We start from the raw sequence: 16,982 nt of genomic DNA, 5'->3' as shown, positions 1-16,982 counted from the left end.
TAGCGTATGTCTTCGTTCTCAAATTACAGGCCGATTCTGAAGGGGGTCGCGTTAGCCATGCTGGCGTTATTTCAGCCTGCAAATGCGGACGACGAATTCAACCTGCGCATTCTTGAGCTGGACACTCCGCTGGAAAATACCGCTACCCTTAAAAATTTCATCGGGAATAACAGCTTGCTGGCCGGAAGCTACCCGGTGACCATTATGTGGGGGCGGGACATTATCGATAAACGGACCGTGACCTTTGTACTGTCAGACGACAAGCAAAGGCTGCTGCCCGAACTGACCAAGGCCGACCTGCGTGATTTTGGCCTCAAGGTAGATACCCTGCCGGACATGAAAGATCTGGCTGATAGCGCCCGGGTAGAGGATATCTCGCATTTCATTGAAGGGGCGCAGTACGACTTTAATCAGGACGATCAAACCCTGAGTCTGGTGATCCCGCAGATTTACCGCGACCAAACGGCGTCAGGGACGATCAACCCAAAATACTGGGACGACGGAGCAACAGCTGCCTGGGCCAGCTACCAGGTCAGTGGTTCGCAGCAGGAATCAGATTCCGGTAAAAATACCTCCACCTGGTTGGGTCTGGATTCGGGCATTAACCTCGGCGCGTGGCGACTGCGTAATAACAGCACCTGGAGCGACACCGCCGGCTGGGACGCCATCAGTAACAGCCTGCAACGCGACATTAAAGCCTTACGAAGCCAGCTGGAGATTGGCCAGACTGCCACCAGCGGCGAGTTATTTGATAGCGTTCAGATGACGGGCGTAAAGCTTGAAACCGATATCTCCATGTTGCCAACCAGTCAGCAGGGGTTTGCGCCTGTGGTTCGCGGTATTGCCAATAGCGATGCGAAGGTCACCATCAAACAAAATGGCTATACCCTCTACCAGACCAACGTCGCCCCCGGTCCGTTTGAAATTCATGACTTAAGTCAGGTGACCTCCGGTGCCGATCTCGAAGTGACCGTAGAAGAAGCGGATGGCAGTGAACACAGCTTTATTCAGGCCAGCGCCTCGGTACCCATTCTTCAGCGGGAAGGGGCGTTTAAATATTCCCTCGCAGCAGGAACGTTTCGCGGTAATGAAGGGGAGGAAGAACCTGCTTTTGCGCAAGGAACGGCGATTTATGGCCTGCCTTACGGCGTGACGGTCTACTCCGGTGCGCTGGGAGCATCCCTTTATCATGCGTTTCTGGCCGGCGTCGGCGCGGATTTGGGGCGTTTCGGCTCGGCATCGGTTGACGTGACCGCCGCCCACACCCTGTTTGACGATGGCCGCGATCCCGCCAGCGGCTTGTCATGGCGCGCGCAGTATTCGAAAGACATTCCTGATACAGACACCACGGTCACGCTGGCGAGCTATCGCTATTCCACCGCCGGGTTTTATACCTTTCAGGAGGCTATCGACCAACGCGACAGCAACATTGACGACGGGATCTACACCTATCGACGGGTCAATAACCGTCGCAGCCGCATGCAGGTTAACCTCTCTCAGCGACTGGGGGACTGGGGTTCTACCTATGTTAACGCTTATCAGCAAAACTACTGGGATATGAGCGGCAGCGAACGCAGCGTGAGCGCCGGGTTTAGCTCAAGCTGGCGCGATATAACCTGGTCTGTCAGCTACAACCTGACCCGCACTCCGGATGCCGACAACGACAGGCAACTGGCGCTGATGGTCAACATCCCTTTCTCACGCTGGCTGCCAAATTCATGGGCAAGCTACAGCATGACGACCGCCAGCGGCGGGTATACCTCTCATCAGGCCGGTATTGGCGGAACGGCGCTGGAGGATAATAAGCTCAGCTACAACCTTCAGCAGAGCTATACCAGCAACAATGTCGGATACGGCGCCAGTCTTTCAGGGCGCTACAGAGGATCGGCTGGCGAGGTCGGGCTGGGTTACAGCTACGGCGGCAGCAACAGGCAGTGGAATTACAACGCGAAAGGCTCGCTGGTAGCCCATGAGCACGGGGTGACGCTCGGGCAGTCTGTGCGCGACGCCTTTGCCATCGTCCATATCAAAGACGGCAGCAACGTGAAAGTCCAGAACGGGCGCGGGATTTATACCGACGCTTTTGGCAATGCGATTGTCCCGACGCTGACGGCCTATCGCCATAATGGCATCACCGTAAACACAGAGGATCGTGACGATCTGGATATCGAGCTCGCGACACAGGATGTGGTGCCAACCAAAGGGGCGGCCATGATGGCGAATTTTGATGCGCGTGCAGGCCAGCGCGCGCTGGTCACGCTGATTTATCTCGGTAAACCCGTGCCGTTTGGGGCCATCGTCACGCTGGATAACACCTCCGCGATTGTCGGTGATGACGGGGAAGTCTGGCTAACCGGCCTGCAGGGGACTGTCGCGTTAAGCGTGCAGTGGGGAGAGGACGCCGGACAGCAGTGCAAAGGGACGTTGACCGTGCCTGCTGAGCGCGCGGCGAACATTTTAAAATCAACGGTGCATTGCCGTTAGGTGGGGAACGATGGGCAATGATTTATCACTCAGGCGTGCGCTGATGAGCATAGGGTTGCTGGCTGCTGCGGGGGCGTTGTCGCCTGCGTATGCCAACACAACCTGTGTCGGCAACCAACTGGAGAATGGGGTACTCAATTTTCAACTTCCGGCCATTATCCGAGTGGACCCCGATCTATCGGTGGGCTCCATTATCTATGAAGACAGTATTGAGAGCGGTCGGGTTGAGATGGAGTGCCAGAGCACCGGCAATAAATACAAAGGCTACGTTGCGTTAACCGACAGCGATGCGCGCAACGGGGTTATGGAGGGCGTTTATCAGACTAACGTTCCGGGTATCGGCATCCGTATGGCACAAGCCCGGGACAGCACCGCTACCTTTACCTCTTCAGACATTATCACGCCGATGCATTTTGTCAGTTACGGCGGCAGCGGATGGAGCATCATTGATACTACCTTCCATGGCGCGCTTCAGCTGGTTGTCACGGGAGAGGTGAAAGAGGGGTATCTGGATACGTCCAGGCTGACAGCTGAAGAGAGGTGGGGAAAGGACGTGGTAGCACAGCTGCTGATCTCCCCCGGCAGTGTGCAAATCGTAACGGCATCGCATACCTGCAATCTGGTGGATAAAAATATCTATGTCCCACTGAAAACGGTGAATGCCGGGGATTTTGATAATAACTATTCCGATATTCTCACTGATGAGCGTTTCAAAATCTCCCTGACCGAGTGCTCGGCGGACACCCGTGTGGACTTCCGGTTCACCAGTAGCGGCTCCACCGGGGTAACCAATGGTCACACCCTGAACATTGCTGATAGCGCCCAGGCCGCCTCGGGGATCGGTATCCAGATTCTGGATAAGAACAATACACTGCTGACGTTCGACCAGGACTACACCGCCACCACCAGCACGGGCGATAAAGAGGCTGTGGATATCCCACTGAAGGCGCGGTACATCAAAACGGGGGACGTGAGACCTGGCAAAGTCGATGCCGTAGCCACATTTGATGTGTTCTACCGATAAATGCACCACACCCGCGCCAGCGGGTTAAGTGCGATCAATTTTCTAACCTCATTAACCCTCTCTTTTCATCTGGTTATTTCTTAAACCCTTAATTCTCGTAGGGCCGCTTACTGCTTGCTATGCCGCCAGCGTTTCGCATATTATTCTGCGGTCATAATAATAATTCTCGTTTACGTTATCATTCACTCTTTCATCAGAGAACCATCATGGCGCTTTCCAATACTGCTCAGCCAATTAATACGACGCTGCGTAAAATCGCAGTTGTTGTCGCCACAGCGGTTACCGGCATGTCTGCATATGCACAGGCGGCTGAAACCCCGAAAAAAGAAGACACCATCACCGTTACTGCCGCGCCGGCTGCACAGGAAAGTGCCTGGGGCCCTGCTGCGACGATTGCCGCAAGACAATCCGCTACCGGGACCAAAACGGATACTCCTATTCAAAAAGTTCCGCAGTCCATTTCAGTGGTCACTGCAGAAGAGATGGCGCTGCATCAGCCTAAATCCGTGAAAGAAGCCCTCAGCTATACCCCGGGCGTTGCGGTGGGCACGCGTGGTGCATCCAATACCTATGACTATCTGATCATCCGTGGTTTCGCTGCCGACGGCCAAAGCCAGAACAACTATCTGGATGGCCTGAAGATGCAGGGCAACTTCTATAACGACGCGGTGATCGACCCTTATATGCTGGAGCGCGCTGAAATCATGCGCGGTCCGGTTTCCGTTCTGTACGGAAAAAGCAGCCCTGGCGGCCTGCTGAACATGGTGAGCAAGCGCCCAACCACGGAGCAGCTGCGCGAGATCCAGTTCAAAATGGGCACCGACAACCTGTTCCAGACCGGCTTCGACTTCAGCGATGCGATCGATGACGACGGCGTTTACTCTTACCGTCTGACCGGCGTGGCGCGCTCCAACAATGCGCAGCAGGATGATAAAGGCGAGCAGCGTTACGCCATCGCGCCAGCGTTCTCCTGGCGTCCGGACGATAAAACCACCTTCACCTTCCTCTCTTACTTCCAGAACGAGCCGGAAACGGGCTACTACGGCTGGTTGCCAAAAGAGGGCACGGTTGATCCGCTGCCAAACGGCAGCCGTCTGCCGACCAATTTCAACGAAGGTGCGAAGAACAACACCTATTCCCGTAACCAGAAAATGGTGGGATATAGCTTCGATCACGCCTTCAACGATACCTTTACCGTGCGTCAGAACCTGCGTTATGCGCAGAATAAAACCTCGCAGAACAGCGTGTATGGCTACGGTATGTGCTCCGATCCGCTCTATTCGAGCAATCCGGCAACCAGCCCGTGTGCGAGCGTTCCACAGTCCCAGTGGGGTCATACGCTGACGCGTCAGTACGTCATTGATAATGAGAAGCTGGAAAACTTCTCTGTCGATACCCAACTGCAAAGCAAGTTCGCGACGGGTGCTGTCGATCATACCTTGCTGACCGGCGTTGATTTCATGCGTATGCGTAATGATATCGACTCCTGGTTCGGCTACGCCGGCTCCGTTGCGCCTTCGGATATCTACAACCTGGATCGCGGCGACTTCGATTTCGGTTCGCACCCTGGCCCATCCGGGGCTTATCAGGTGCTGAACAAGCAGAAGCAGACCGGGGTATACGCACAGGATCAGATCGAGTGGGATAAAGTTCTGGTGACGCTGGGCGGACGTTATGACTGGGCGAAACAGGATTCCCTGAATCGCGTTGCCGGCACGACGGATTCCCGTAATGACAAAGAGTTTACCTGGCGTGGCGGTGTTAACTACCTGTTCGATAACGGGGTAACGCCTTACTTCAGCTACAGCGAATCCTTTGAACCTTCTTCTCAGGCAGGTGAGGGCGGTAAGATCTTTGCACCGTCTAAAGGCAAACAGTACGAAGCGGGCGTGAAATACGTGCCAAGCGATCGTCCTGTCGTCGTGACCGGTGCGCTGTACCAGCTTACCAAATCTAACAACCTGATGGCCGATCCGGCGGGGGGCATTTTCTCCGTAGAAGGCGGCGAGATCCGTGCTCGCGGCGTCGAGCTTGAAGCGAAAGCGGCGTTGTCTGCCAGCGTGAACGTTGTCGGTTCTTACACCTACACCGACGCTGAATACACCACCGACACCAATTACAAAGGCAACACGCCGGCTCAGGTGCCAAAACACATGGCGTCAGTATGGGGCGATTACACCCTGTTTGACGGCGCGCTGTCCGGCCTGACCCTGGGAACAGGCGTACGTTACACCGGCTCCAGCAAAGGTGACCCGGCGAACAGCTTCACCGTGGGCAGCTACACCGTGGTGGATGCGCTGGTCCGTTACGATCTGGCGCGTGTTGGCCTGGCGGGTTCCAACGTGGCGCTGCACGTGAACAACCTGTTCGATCGTGAATACGTTGCCAGCTGCTTCAACACCTACGGTTGCTTCTGGGGTGCTGAACGTCAGGTTGTCGCGACTGCGACCTTCCGCTTCTAATCTCTCTTCGGGCACGGTTTTCCGTGCCCTTTTTATTAAAGTTGGCTGACATGCAGGACAATAAAACGCGCTCCGACACCACCTTTGCTCTCAACAACCTCTCCTTTCGCGTACCCGGGCGCACGCTGCTGCATCCGCTCTCTTTGACGTTCCCTGCCGGAAAAGTGACGGGCCTGATTGGTCATAACGGTTCAGGCAAATCAACGTTGCTCAAAATGCTGGGGCGTCATCAGCCGCCGTCGGAAGGCGAGATCCTGCTGGACGGTCAACCGCTGGAGAGCTGGAGCAGTAAAGCCTTTGCCCGCAAGGTGGCGTATCTGCCGCAGCAGTTACCGCAGGCAGAAGGGATGACGGTGCGCGAGCTGGTGGCGATTGGGCGTTATCCGTGGCATGGTGCGCTCGGTCGTTTTGGTGTCGCCGACAGAGAGAAAGTGGACGAGGCGATTGCGCTGGTAGGCTTAAAGCCGCTGGCGCACCGTCTGGTGGATAGCCTGTCCGGCGGCGAACGCCAGCGGGCGTGGATTGCGATGCTGGTGGCGCAGGACAGCCGTTGCCTGCTGCTTGATGAACCGACCTCGGCGCTGGATATCGCCCACCAGGTTGACGTTCTTGCGCTGGTGCATCGCTTAAGCCAGCAGCGTGGCCTGACGGTGATCGCGGTGCTGCATGATATTAATATGGCCGCGCGCTACTGCGACTATCTGGTGGCGCTGCGTGGCGGAGAGATGATTGCCCAGGGCACACCTTCTGAACTGATGCGCAGCGACACGCTGGAACACATTTACGGTATTCCAATGGGTATTTTGCCTCACCCTGCCGGGGCCGCACCGGTGAGCTTCGTCTACTGATGCAGGATCCTATCTCACTTAGCCGCCGCCGTCTGTTAACGGCGATGGCGCTCTCACCCCTGCTGTTCAACATGAACAGGGCTCAGGCGGCTGCGATCGATCCGCACCGCATCGTTGCCCTGGAGTGGCTGCCGGTCGAGCTGATGCTGGCGCTGGGCATCACGCCCTACGGTGTGGCCGATATTCCGAACTATACCCTGTGGGTGAACGAGCCAAAATTACCCGATTCGGTGATCGACATCGGTCTGCGCACCGAACCGAATCTTGAACTGCTCACGCAGATGAAACCATCATATCTGTTCTGGTCAGCGGGATATGGGCCGTCGGAAGAGACGCTGGCGCGTATCGCGCCTGGCCGGGGTTTTTCCTTTAGCGACGGGAAAAAACCGCTGACAATGGCGAAAAATTCCATTAACGAGATGGCGCAGTTCCTGAACCGCGAAGCGGCGGCGAAACGCCATCTTGACGAATTCGATGCCCTGATTGACTCCCTCAAACCGCGCTTTGCCCACCGTGGCGATCGGCCTTTGCTGATGGTCACGCTGCTGGACGCCCGTCATATGCTGGTCTTTGGTAAAAACTGCCTGTTCCAGGAAGTGCTCGATAGCTTTGGGATCCGCAATGCCTGGGAAGGAGAGATGACCTTCTGGGGCAGCACCACCGTGGGTATCGACCGTCTGGCGGCGTTTCGTGATGTTGACGTTCTGTGCTTCGACCACGGCAACGAGCGCGAGATGCAAACCCTGATGGCTACCCCGCTGTGGCAGGCGATGCCGTTTGTGCGTGCGCAGCGTTTCCTGCGTGCGCCAGCGGTGTGGTTCTACGGTGCAACGCTGTCGGCCATGCATTTCGCCCGCGTGCTGGACACGGCGCTGGGAGGCAAAGCATGAGTTCACGTATTGCACGTTTTCCGGCCCTGCTGCTGACGCTGATTTTTATCGCGGCGCTGGCGTTGACCGGGTTCAATCTGTCGACGGCTTTGCCCCGCAGCCAGTGGGGCGCAGCCCTCGCCGCGCCGGATATCGATAACATTCAACAGATGCTGTTCCACTACAGCCTGCTGCCGCGCCTGGCGATTTCGCTGCTGGTGGGGGCCGGGCTGGGGCTTGTCGGCGTCTTGTTCCAGCAGGTGCTGCGTAACCCGCTGGCAGAACCGACGACGCTCGGCGTCGCGACGGGCGCGCAGCTTGGGATCACCATCACGACGCTTTGGGCGCTGCCTGGGGCGTTAACCACGCAGTTTGCCGCGCTTGCCGGAGCATGTGTGGTCGGCGCGCTGGTGTTCGGCGTCGCCTGGGGTAAACGTCTCTCGCCGGTCACCTTGATTCTGGCCGGTCTGGTAGTGAGCCTCTACTGCGGGGCGATTAACCAGCTGCTGGTGCTGTTCCATCACGATCAGCTGCAAAGCATGTTCCTGTGGAGTACCGGCACGCTCACGCAAACCGACTGGAGCGTGGTGCAGCGTCTGTGGCCGCAGCTGATCGGCGGCGTGGTGTTGACGCTGCTGCTGTTACGTCCGCTGACGCTGATGGGGCTGGACGATGGCGTCGCGCGTAATCTCGGGCTGGCGCTGTCGCTGGCGCGTCTGGCCGCGCTGACCCTGGCGATTGTGCTCAGTGCGCTGCTGGTAAACGCGGTGGGCATTATCGGCTTTATCGGGCTATTTGCACCGCTGCTGGCGAAAATGCTCGGTGCGCGCCGTCTGCTGGCGCGCCTGATGCTGGCCCCGCTCATCGGGGCGCTGATCCTCTGGCTTTCCGATCAGCTTATCCTCTGGCTGGCGCGCGTGTGGATGGAAGTCTCGACCGGTTCGGTGACAGCGCTGATCGGCGCGCCGCTGCTGCTGTGGCTGCTGCCACGCCTGCGCAGCATCAGCGCACCGGCCATGGATGCCGGGGATAAAATACATGCAGAGCGTCAGTCGGTGCTGTGGTTTAGCCTGGCCGGGCTGGCGGTGCTGATTATCGCCGCCTTCGCGGCGCTTTCTCTGGGACGTGATGCGACAGGTTGGCACTGGGCGACGGGCGACCTGCTTCACGAACTGTTGCAATGGCGCTGGCCGCGGATCTTCTCCGCGCTGATTGCGGGTGTGATGCTGGCGGTTGCGGGCTGTATTATTCAGCGTCTGACCGGCAACCCGATGGCCAGCCCGGAAGTGCTGGGGATCAGCTCCGGCGCTGCGTTCGGTGTGGTGCTAATGCTGCTCCTCGTGCCGGGAGATGCCTTTGGCTGGCTGATGCCTGCCGGGAGTATCGGCGCGGCGGTGACGCTGCTGATCATTTTGATTGCCTCCGGTCGCGGCGGCTTCTCCCCGCACCGTATGCTGCTGGCCGGGATGGCGCTCAGTACGGCGTTTACGATGCTGCTGATGATGTTACAGGCCAGCGGCGATCCGCGTATGGCGCAGATCCTGACCTGGATCGCCGGCTCTACCTATGGTGCCACCGGCAGCCAGGTGATTCACACCGGGATCGTGATGATCGTGCTGCTGGCCATTGTGCCGCTGTGTCGACGCTGGATGACTATCCTGCCGCTTGGCGGTGAAACCGCGCGTGCGGTGGGGATGGCGCTGACGCCAACGCGGGTGGGGCTGCTGCTGCTGGCGGCATGTCTGACGGCCACGGCGACCATGACCATCGGCCCGCTGAGCTTTGTGGGGTTAATGGCGCCGCATATCGCCAGAATGATGGGGTTCCGCCGGACGATGCCGCACATCGTCATGTCTGCCCTGACGGGCGGCGTGATGCTGGTCTTTGCTGACTGGTGCGGAAGAATGGTGCTGTTCCCGTATCAGATCCCAGCCGGGCTGCTGTCGACCTTTATCGGTGCGCCGTACTTTATTTATCTGCTGAGAAAGCAGAGTCGGTAGGATTAACAGGGAAAGGGTGTAGACCTGAATTCTCCCTCTCCCTGTGGGAGAGGGTGTTTACCTACCTTCTCCCTCTCCCTGTGGGAGAGGGCCGGGGTGAGGGCATCAGGCCGCACATCATTACAGCTTCGCAAACACCTTACGCGCTGCGTCGATGGTCTTATTGATATCCTCTTTGCTGTGCGCCACGGACATAAAGCCCGCCTCAAACGCTGACGGTGCCAGATACACGCCTTCTTCCAGCATCAGGTGGAAGAAGCGCTTGAAGCGTTCCACGTCGCACTTCACCACGTCCTGATAGCAGGTCACGGTTTTCGCCTCGGTGAAGAAGATCCCGAACATGCCGCCAACGTGGTTTACCACCAGCGGAATACCCGCTTCTTCCGCCGCCTCCAGCAGGCCGTCGGCAAGCTGGGTGGTCAGGTCGGTGAGGGTGTTATGAATACCCGGCTGCGCGACCTCGGTCAGGCAGGCAAAGCCCGCCGCCATAGCTATCGGGTTACCGGAGAGCGTTCCCGCCTGGTACACCGGGCCGGTTGGCGCGAGCGCTTCCATTACCTCTTTGCGCCCGCCAAACGCACCTACCGGCATACCGCCGCCGATGATTTTGCCAAGGCAGGTCAGATCCGGGACGACGTCGTAGTAAGACTGCGCGCCCGCCAGCGCCACGCGGAAGCCGGTCATCACTTCATCGATAATCAGCAGCGCGCCAAATTCGTCGCACAGGGCGCGCAGGCCCGGCAGGAACTCGGGCTGAGGCGGAATACAGTTCATGTTGCCCGCGACCGGTTCAACGATAATGCAGGCGATCTCCTGTGGATACTGCTCGAACGCTTCGCGAACGGTGTTGAGATCGTTATAGGTGCAGGTCAGGGTGTGCTTAGCGAAGTCCGCAGGTACGCCCGGAGAGTTTGGCTGGCCGAGGGTCAGCGCGCCGGAGCCGGCTTTCACCAGCAGGCAGTCCGCGTGGCCGTGGTAGCAGCCTTCAAATTTGATGATCTTGTCGCGGCCGGTAAACCCGCGCGCCAGACGGATCGCGCTCATGGTCGCTTCGGTGCCCGAGTTCACCATGCGCACCATGTCCATCGTCGGCACCAGTTCGGTCACCAGCGCCGCCATTTTGACTTCCATCTCGGTCGGCGCGCCGAAGCTCAGACCGCGCTGGGCCGCTTCAATCACCGCGTTGCGGATAGCCGGGTGGTTATGCCCCAGCACCATCGGACCCCAGGAACCGACATAATCGATATAGGCTTTGCCATCGACATCAAACAGGTACGCGCCGTCAGCGCGTTCAATAAACAGCGGCGTTCCACCTACGCCGGTAAAGGCGCGAACCGGCGAGTTCACGCCGCCTGGAATAAGCTCGCGGGCTGCACTGTAGAGGTTTTCTGACTTGCTCATGGCGTGGTTCCTGGTTCGTATAAAATGATTAAGCACACTATTCTAAGTGATCCGCGGAGGGTTATGAAATGTTTGCCCTAATAACGCCTAAACAATTGTTAAGGATTATTCAGAGGACGATGGCGCAGTCTCTGGTAAAATCCTTGCGGCAATTTGTATGACGATAAAAGAACCGGACATGAAATCAGACTCTCCTTCTTTTGAAGAACAACAGTTTACGCGTGCACAGCGACGCATCAGCATTCGTCGATTGCTTAACCGCGATAAGACTCCGCTGGCTATTTTGCTGGCCGCCGCCGTGGTAGGCACCGTTGCGGGGCTGCTGGGCGTGGCGTTCGAAAGGGCGGTCAATAGCGTGCTCAACTGGCGTATCGGCACCATCGCCGGGTATGCGGATCGCGAGTGGCTGGTCTGGGTATGGGCGTTTGGCCTGTCGGCACTGCTGGCGATGGTGGGGTATTTTCTGGTGCGCAAATTCGCGCCGGAGGCGGGCGGATCCGGTATCCCGGAAATTGAGGGGGCGCTCGAAGAGATGCGTCCGGTGCGCTGGTGGCGCGTGATCCCGGTAAAATTCATCGGCGGCATGGGCACGCTCGGGGCGGGCATGGTTCTCGGCAGGGAAGGGCCGACGGTGCAACTCGGGGGTAACGTCGGGCGCATGATCGGCGATCTGTTCCGCATGCGCAGCGCCGAGGCGCGTCATACGCTTCTGGCAACCGGTGCGGCGGCGGGGCTTTCCGCGGCGTTTAATGCGCCGCTGGCGGGCATCCTGTTTATTATTGAGGAGATGCGCGCCCAGTTTCGCTATAACCTGATTTCGATTAAAGCGGTGTTCACCGGCGTAATCATGTCGAGCATTGTCTTTCGGATTTTCAATGGCGAAGGAGCCGTCATTGAAGTCGGCAAGCTGACCAATGCACCGGTCAATACCCTGTGGCTTTACCTGGTGCTCGGGATGATTTTTGGCGTCGTCGGCCCGCTTTTCAACACGCTTATTTTGCGCGCGCAGGATATGTTCCAGCGCATTCACGGCGGCAATACGACCAAATGGGTGCTGGTGGGCGGACTACTGGGTGGGGCCTGCGGCATCCTTGGGTTTATCGAGCCGAATGCGGTTGGCGGCGGGTTCGGGCTGATCCCCATCGCGGTGGCGGGCAATTTCAGCGTTGGGCTGCTGTTGTTTATGTTTATCTCGCGCGTTATTACCACGGTGCTGTGCTTTTCCTCCGGCGCGCCTGGCGGCATTTTCGCCCCCATGCTGGCGCTTGGCACGCTGCTGGGTACCGCGTTTGGCATGGCGGCGGCCTCGGGTTTTCCGGCGTATCATCTCGAGGCAGGGACCTTTGCGGTGGCGGGAATGGGGGCGCTGCTGGCGGCCTCGCTTCGCGCCCCGTTGACCGGGATCGTGCTGGTTCTTGAGATGACCGACAATTATCAGCTCATTTTGCCAATGATCATTACCTGCCTCGGCGCGACACTATTAGCCCAATTCCTCGGTGGAAAACCGCTATACTCCACCATTCTTGCCCGTACCCTGGCGAAACAGGAGGCTGAACAGGCCTCGACGCAGAATACTTGAATGAATTACCAGGGTATTAGATAATGAACAAAAGAATTGGGTGATTTTTACCCAATCGCAGTAAGCAGTATTCATGGGAGCATAAGATGAGTGATGACGTAGCGCTGCCGCTGCAATTTACCGAAGCAGCAGCCAACAAAGTGAAAACCCTGATTGCCGACGAAGACAATCCGGATCTGAAACTGCGTGTCTATATTACGGGCGGCGGCTGTAGCGGCTTCCAGTACGGTTTTACCTTTGACGACCAGGTGAACGATGGTGATATGACTATCGAGAAGCAGGGCGTCGCGCTGGTGGTTGACCCGATGAGCCTGCAATATCTGGTGGGCGGTGCGGTTGACTACACCGAAGGTCTGGAAGGTTCGCGTTTTGTGGTGACCAACCCAAATGCGACAAGCACCTGCGGGTGTGGTTCTTCGTTCAGCATCTAAAGCTGAATGCACATACAGGCCCGGTTAGCGTAGCGCCACCGGGCTTATCAACGACAGTTATCTGGCATTTTCATCCAGCGCAAACGTCGGCAGTTTCAGGTGCCAGCGTATCGCCGCTAAACGTATCACCAGCGTCACCACCATCCCCAGCATCGCCGCATTCTCCAGCGGAACGGCAAAGGTGTAATACGCCGTCGCATGAACGATCCCGCCGATAATACAGGCCGTCGCGTAGATTTCCGTTCGCAGGATCATCGGGACTTCACGCGCCAGAATATCGCGAATGATGCCGCCGCCTACGCCGGTTAACACCCCCATACAGATCGCCACCATCGGGCCGGTTCCGGCAAGGAATGCTTTGTTTACGCCGATGCCCACAAACACGGCCAGGCCGACGGCATCCAGCACCGGAAGCACCCATTTGGGTAGCCTGCGAGGCTGTCGCACCAGGACGATGGTTAACAGACAGGTGACCATCGCCACCACCATATCGGTTGGGTCTTTGACCCAAAATACCGGACCGTTGGCCAGCGCCATGTCGCGGATCGTCCCACCGCCAACCGCCGTGACCACGCCCAGGACTAACACGCCAAACGGATCCATGCGCAGTTTCCCGGCGAGTAACACGCCGGAGATAGCAAAAACGGCTGTGCCAAGTATATCCAGCCAATACACGAGCATCCTGAAATCCTCGAAAGGGGGCCTGTAACGATGTTAATGACTCTCTGCCAGCGCGGCACAGAGTTGTTTTGCGGCGAGGATAATACGCGGGCTGGCGCGTTCAAACCAGTCGCTGTTTAGGGCGATTACCGGAATTTTGAGCTGGCGTTGCCAGAATTGTTCTATTTTAGGAATCTCACTCGCATTTCCGACCACCACAATTGCCTGCGGCTGCCGGGCGAGTACCTGTTCCCGACTGACCTGCGGCCACGGCACGCGGCTTGCGGCAAAGATATTTTCGCCACCGCAGAGTTCAAGTACCTGGTTCTGAATGGAGCCTTTGCCGGTGGTGAACAGCGGCTGGCTGCCAAACTGCAGGAAGACCCGTTTTTTAGCGGGAGTGTCGTATCTGGCTTTCAGCGCCGCATAGTCGCTGAGCATCTGCTGTGCAGCCTGTTCGGCTTTTTTCGGCGTAGGGCTAAAAGGGGCGAGGGCGCGCAGCGCCTGGGCAACTTGCTCGATGCTCACCGCATCTACCCACATCACCTTGATCCCAAGCGACGCAAGCTGGTTAACCTGACGTTCGGCATTGCCGCCGCGCCAGGCCAGCACCAGATCCGGCTTTAGCGCCACAATGCGCTCCAGATTCATTCCCTGCCAGGTGGCGACCTGTTCGATGCCCGCGGCCTGCGCTGGGTAGTCTGAAAAGCTGCTGACGCCGACGGGGACGATCCCGGCCGCGAAGGCCAGTTCGGTATTTGCCGGCGAGAGGGTGATGACGCGCGGCGCAGCGAACAGCCAGGCCGGGGCGAGCAGAAGCAGGGCACTCAGCGCCCTTACGATCCCTTTACCCACGAGCCAGTTTCTGCACCAGGGTTTCCACCATCACCGTGGACTGTTTTGCCGCAACGGCCAGGAACTCGTCGAAGCTCAGGTGCGATTGCTGGTCGGCCACGTCAGAGATGGCGCGAACCACCACGAACGGCACGCTGAAGTTATGGCAAACGTGGGCGATAGCGGTGGCTTCCATCTCAACGGCCACGGCCTGCGGGAAGTTATGGCGAATTTTCGCCAGGCCTACAGAACCGTTGATAAAGGCATCACCGCTGACGATCAGCCCGCGAACCGCGTTGAGGTTCAGCTCAGCGATGCAGTTTTCCGCGGCGGCAACCAGTTTATCGTCGGCTTTAAAGCCTGCCGGGCAGCCCGGAAGCTGGCCGTACTCGTAGCCAAAGGCCGTCACGTCCGCATCGTGATAACGCGCTTCGTCAGACACGACGATATCACCCACTTTCAGCGTCGGCGCCAGACCGCCCGCAGAACCGGTATTAATGATGAGGTCCGGTTTGCAGCGTTCGAGCAGCAGCGTGGCGCCCAGCGCCGCAGCCACTTTACCGATGCCTGATTTCAGCAGAGCAACGTCAACGCCGTTCAGCTGGCCGGTATAGATCTCACAGCCACCCAGCGAAAGGGTCTGACGGTTCTCGATTTTGTCACGCAGCAGCGTAACTTCTTCTTCCATTGCACCAATAATGCCGATTTTCATAGATTTACTCGCGATGTGCCTTGTTAAGGGGCATAGTCTATCATGCGGTTAAGAGGAAACGCATTCTCACGCGGGGGAGCACATGTCACCAATCGATTTTCGAACCAAAATTAACTGGCACCGTCGTTTCCGTTCGCCGCAGGGCGAAAAGAGCGAACATGAGATTTTGCGCATCTTCGAAAGCGACCGTGGGCGCATCATTAACTCTCCGGCGATCCGCCGTCTGCAGCAAAAAACGCAGGTGTTCCCGCTGGAACGTAACGCGGCGGTGCGCACGCGCCTGACGCACTCTATGGAAGTTCAGCAGGTGGGGCGTTACATCGCCAAAGAAATTCTGAGCCGCCTCAAAGAGCAGCGGCTGCTGGAGACCTATCACCTTGACGAGCTGACCGGGCCTTTCGAAAGCATCGTCGAGATGGCCTGCCTGATGCACGATATCGGCAATCCACCGTTTGGTCATTTCGGCGAGGCGGCCATCAATGACTGGTTTAAACAGCGACTCTTCCCCACGGACGCGAGCAGCCAGCCGCTCAGCGACGACCGCTGCGTGGTGCGGGATTTACGCCTGCGCGAAGGGGAAGAGGGGCTAAACGATCTGCGGCGCAAGGTGCGTCAGGATCTGTGTCATTTCGAAGGGAATGCTCAGGGCATTCGTCTGGTGCACACCCTGATGCGCATGAACCTGACGTGGGCACAGGTGGGCTGCATCCTCAAATATACGCGGCCAGCCTGGTGGATGGGGGAAACGCCCGCCACCCACAGCTATCTGATGAAGAAACCGGGTTATTATTTATCCGAAGAAGAGTATATAGCGCGGCTGCGTAATGCGTTGTCATTGACCCCGAACGGGCGCTTTCCATTGACGTGGATTATGGAGGCTGCCGACGACATCTCCTATTGTGTGGCCGACCTCGAAGACGCCGTAGAGAAAAGAATATTTAGCGTCGAAGAACTTTATCAGCATCTTTATGACGCCTGGGGTAAACATGAAAAAGGGTCTTTGTTTGCGCAGGTCGTAGAAAATGCCTGGGAGAAATCGCGTGCGAATACGCTGAGCCGCAGTACGGAAGATCAGTTCTTTATGTATTTGCGGGTCAATACATTAAATAAACTGGTGCCGTATGCCGCCTCGCGTTTTATTGATAACCTGCCGATGGTCTACAGCGGCGAATTTAATCACGCGTTGCTGGAAGATGACAGCAGCTATAGCCAACTGCTTGAGCTCTATAAAAATGTCGCGGTGCGCCACGTTTTCAGCCACCCGGACGTGGAGCAACTGGAGCTGCAGGGGTACCGGGTGATCAGCGGTTTGCTCGACATTTATCAACCCCTGCTGCAATTATCCGTCGATGAATTTAGCGAGCTGGTGGAAAACGAGCGCGTGCGGCGAATTCCGATTGAATCCCGGCTGTATCAAAAACTGTCGACCCGCCATCGTCTGGCCTATGTCGAAGCCATCAGTAAACTGGACCGGAACGCTGCTCAATGGCCGGTGATGGAATATTATTATCGCTGCCGCCTTATTCAGGACTATATCAGCGGCATGACAGATTTGTATGCCTGGGATGAATACCGCAAGCTGATGGCGGTTGAATAAGCCCGGAGTTTTGTAAAGACGACCAATAAATTTTTACTTTTTCCATAAACTTAATCCCGGAACTAAGCGGTATAAAACGAA

13 protein-coding genes are annotated in these 16,982 nt (G+C 57.5%); 9 read left to right on the top strand and 4 right to left on the bottom strand.

What is annotated here, in order from left to right:
* Window positions 1–6: 6 nt before the first annotated feature.
* From ACWKX3_RS12275 to fhuB, 6 genes are all read left to right on the top strand, one after another.
* Entirely contained in the window at window positions 7–2,484 is a 2,478-nt protein-coding gene (locus ACWKX3_RS12275; RefSeq protein ID WP_454541876.1) for a fimbria/pilus outer membrane usher protein, read from the top strand.
* A 43-nt stretch (window positions 2,485–2,527) separates the two neighbouring features.
* Window positions 2,528–3,508 (top strand): fimbrial protein, encoded by a 981-nt coding sequence (locus tag ACWKX3_RS12270; RefSeq protein WP_454541875.1) that lies wholly within the window; start codon window positions 2,528–2,530, stop codon window positions 3,506–3,508.
* Window positions 3,509–3,714: 206 nt separating this feature from the next.
* Window positions 3,715–5,970, top strand: coding sequence for a ferrichrome porin FhuA (gene fhuA, locus ACWKX3_RS12265; RefSeq protein ID WP_006173651.1), 2,256 nt, complete (start codon window positions 3,715–3,717; stop codon window positions 5,968–5,970).
* A 50-nt stretch (window positions 5,971–6,020) separates the two neighbouring features.
* Complete coding sequence (gene fhuC, locus ACWKX3_RS12260) at window positions 6,021–6,818, top strand: Fe3+-hydroxamate ABC transporter ATP-binding protein FhuC (protein ID WP_006173646.1); 798 nt, start codon at window positions 6,021–6,023, stop codon at window positions 6,816–6,818.
* Window positions 6,818–7,708, top strand: a complete 891-nt coding sequence (fhuD, locus tag ACWKX3_RS12255) for a Fe(3+)-hydroxamate ABC transporter substrate-binding protein FhuD (RefSeq protein ID WP_101738208.1) — start codon at window positions 6,818–6,820, stop codon at window positions 7,706–7,708. The genes fhuC and fhuD overlap by 1 nt, the downstream gene beginning before the upstream one ends.
* A complete protein-coding gene (gene fhuB, locus ACWKX3_RS12250) occupies window positions 7,705–9,687 on the top strand; it encodes a Fe(3+)-hydroxamate ABC transporter permease FhuB (protein ID WP_454541874.1) in 1,983 nt (660 codons plus the stop codon). Before fhuD ends, fhuB begins: the two co-directional genes overlap by 4 nt.
* A gap of 120 nt (window positions 9,688–9,807) precedes the next feature.
* Here the strand turns inward: fhuB and hemL are convergent, their stop codons facing one another.
* Window positions 9,808–11,088, bottom strand: a complete 1,281-nt coding sequence (gene hemL / locus ACWKX3_RS12245; protein WP_006173639.1) for a glutamate-1-semialdehyde 2,1-aminomutase — start codon at window positions 11,086–11,088, stop codon at window positions 9,808–9,810.
* 178 nt (window positions 11,089–11,266) lie between these two features.
* On the opposite strand from hemL, the gene clcA reads away from it, so the two are divergent.
* Entirely contained in the window at window positions 11,267–12,667 is a 1,401-nt protein-coding gene (gene clcA, locus ACWKX3_RS12240) for a H(+)/Cl(-) exchange transporter ClcA (RefSeq protein ID WP_042320453.1), read from the top strand.
* A gap of 86 nt (window positions 12,668–12,753) precedes the next feature.
* Complete coding sequence (gene erpA, locus ACWKX3_RS12235; RefSeq protein WP_006173633.1) at window positions 12,754–13,098, top strand: iron-sulfur cluster insertion protein ErpA; 345 nt, start codon at window positions 12,754–12,756, stop codon at window positions 13,096–13,098.
* A gap of 57 nt (window positions 13,099–13,155) precedes the next feature.
* On the opposite strand, the gene ACWKX3_RS12230 is transcribed toward erpA, so the two are convergent.
* Genes ACWKX3_RS12230 through mtnN form a run of 3 tightly spaced genes read right to left on the bottom strand, consistent with a single transcriptional unit; the run spans window position 13,156 to window position 15,304 of the window.
* Window positions 13,156–13,779: a TRIC cation channel family protein gene (locus ACWKX3_RS12230; protein ID WP_006173631.1), complete on the bottom strand. Its 624-nt coding sequence runs from the start codon at window positions 13,777–13,779 to the stop codon at window positions 13,156–13,158.
* A 33-nt stretch (window positions 13,780–13,812) separates the two neighbouring features.
* Window positions 13,813–14,613, bottom strand: a complete 801-nt coding sequence (gene btuF / locus ACWKX3_RS12225; RefSeq protein ID WP_153688934.1) for a vitamin B12 ABC transporter substrate-binding protein BtuF — start codon at window positions 14,611–14,613, stop codon at window positions 13,813–13,815.
* Window positions 14,606–15,304 carry a 5'-methylthioadenosine/S-adenosylhomocysteine nucleosidase gene (gene mtnN / locus ACWKX3_RS12220; RefSeq protein ID WP_058609716.1) on the bottom strand — a complete coding sequence of 233 codons (699 nt, stop codon included), beginning with the start codon at window positions 15,302–15,304 and terminating at the stop codon, window positions 14,606–14,608. The genes btuF and mtnN overlap by 8 nt, the downstream gene beginning before the upstream one ends.
* An 82-nt stretch (window positions 15,305–15,386) precedes the next feature.
* On the opposite strand from mtnN, the gene dgt reads away from it, so the two are divergent.
* Complete coding sequence (gene dgt, locus ACWKX3_RS12215; protein WP_088208902.1) at window positions 15,387–16,901, top strand: dGTPase; 1,515 nt, start codon at window positions 15,387–15,389, stop codon at window positions 16,899–16,901.
* Window positions 16,902–16,982 lie beyond the last annotated feature (81 nt).

The organism is Enterobacter sp. UPMP2052, from assembly GCF_053709675.1.
The sequence above is the reverse complement of the archived record's forward strand: the minus strand, read 5'-3'. Positions and strand labels throughout refer to the sequence as shown.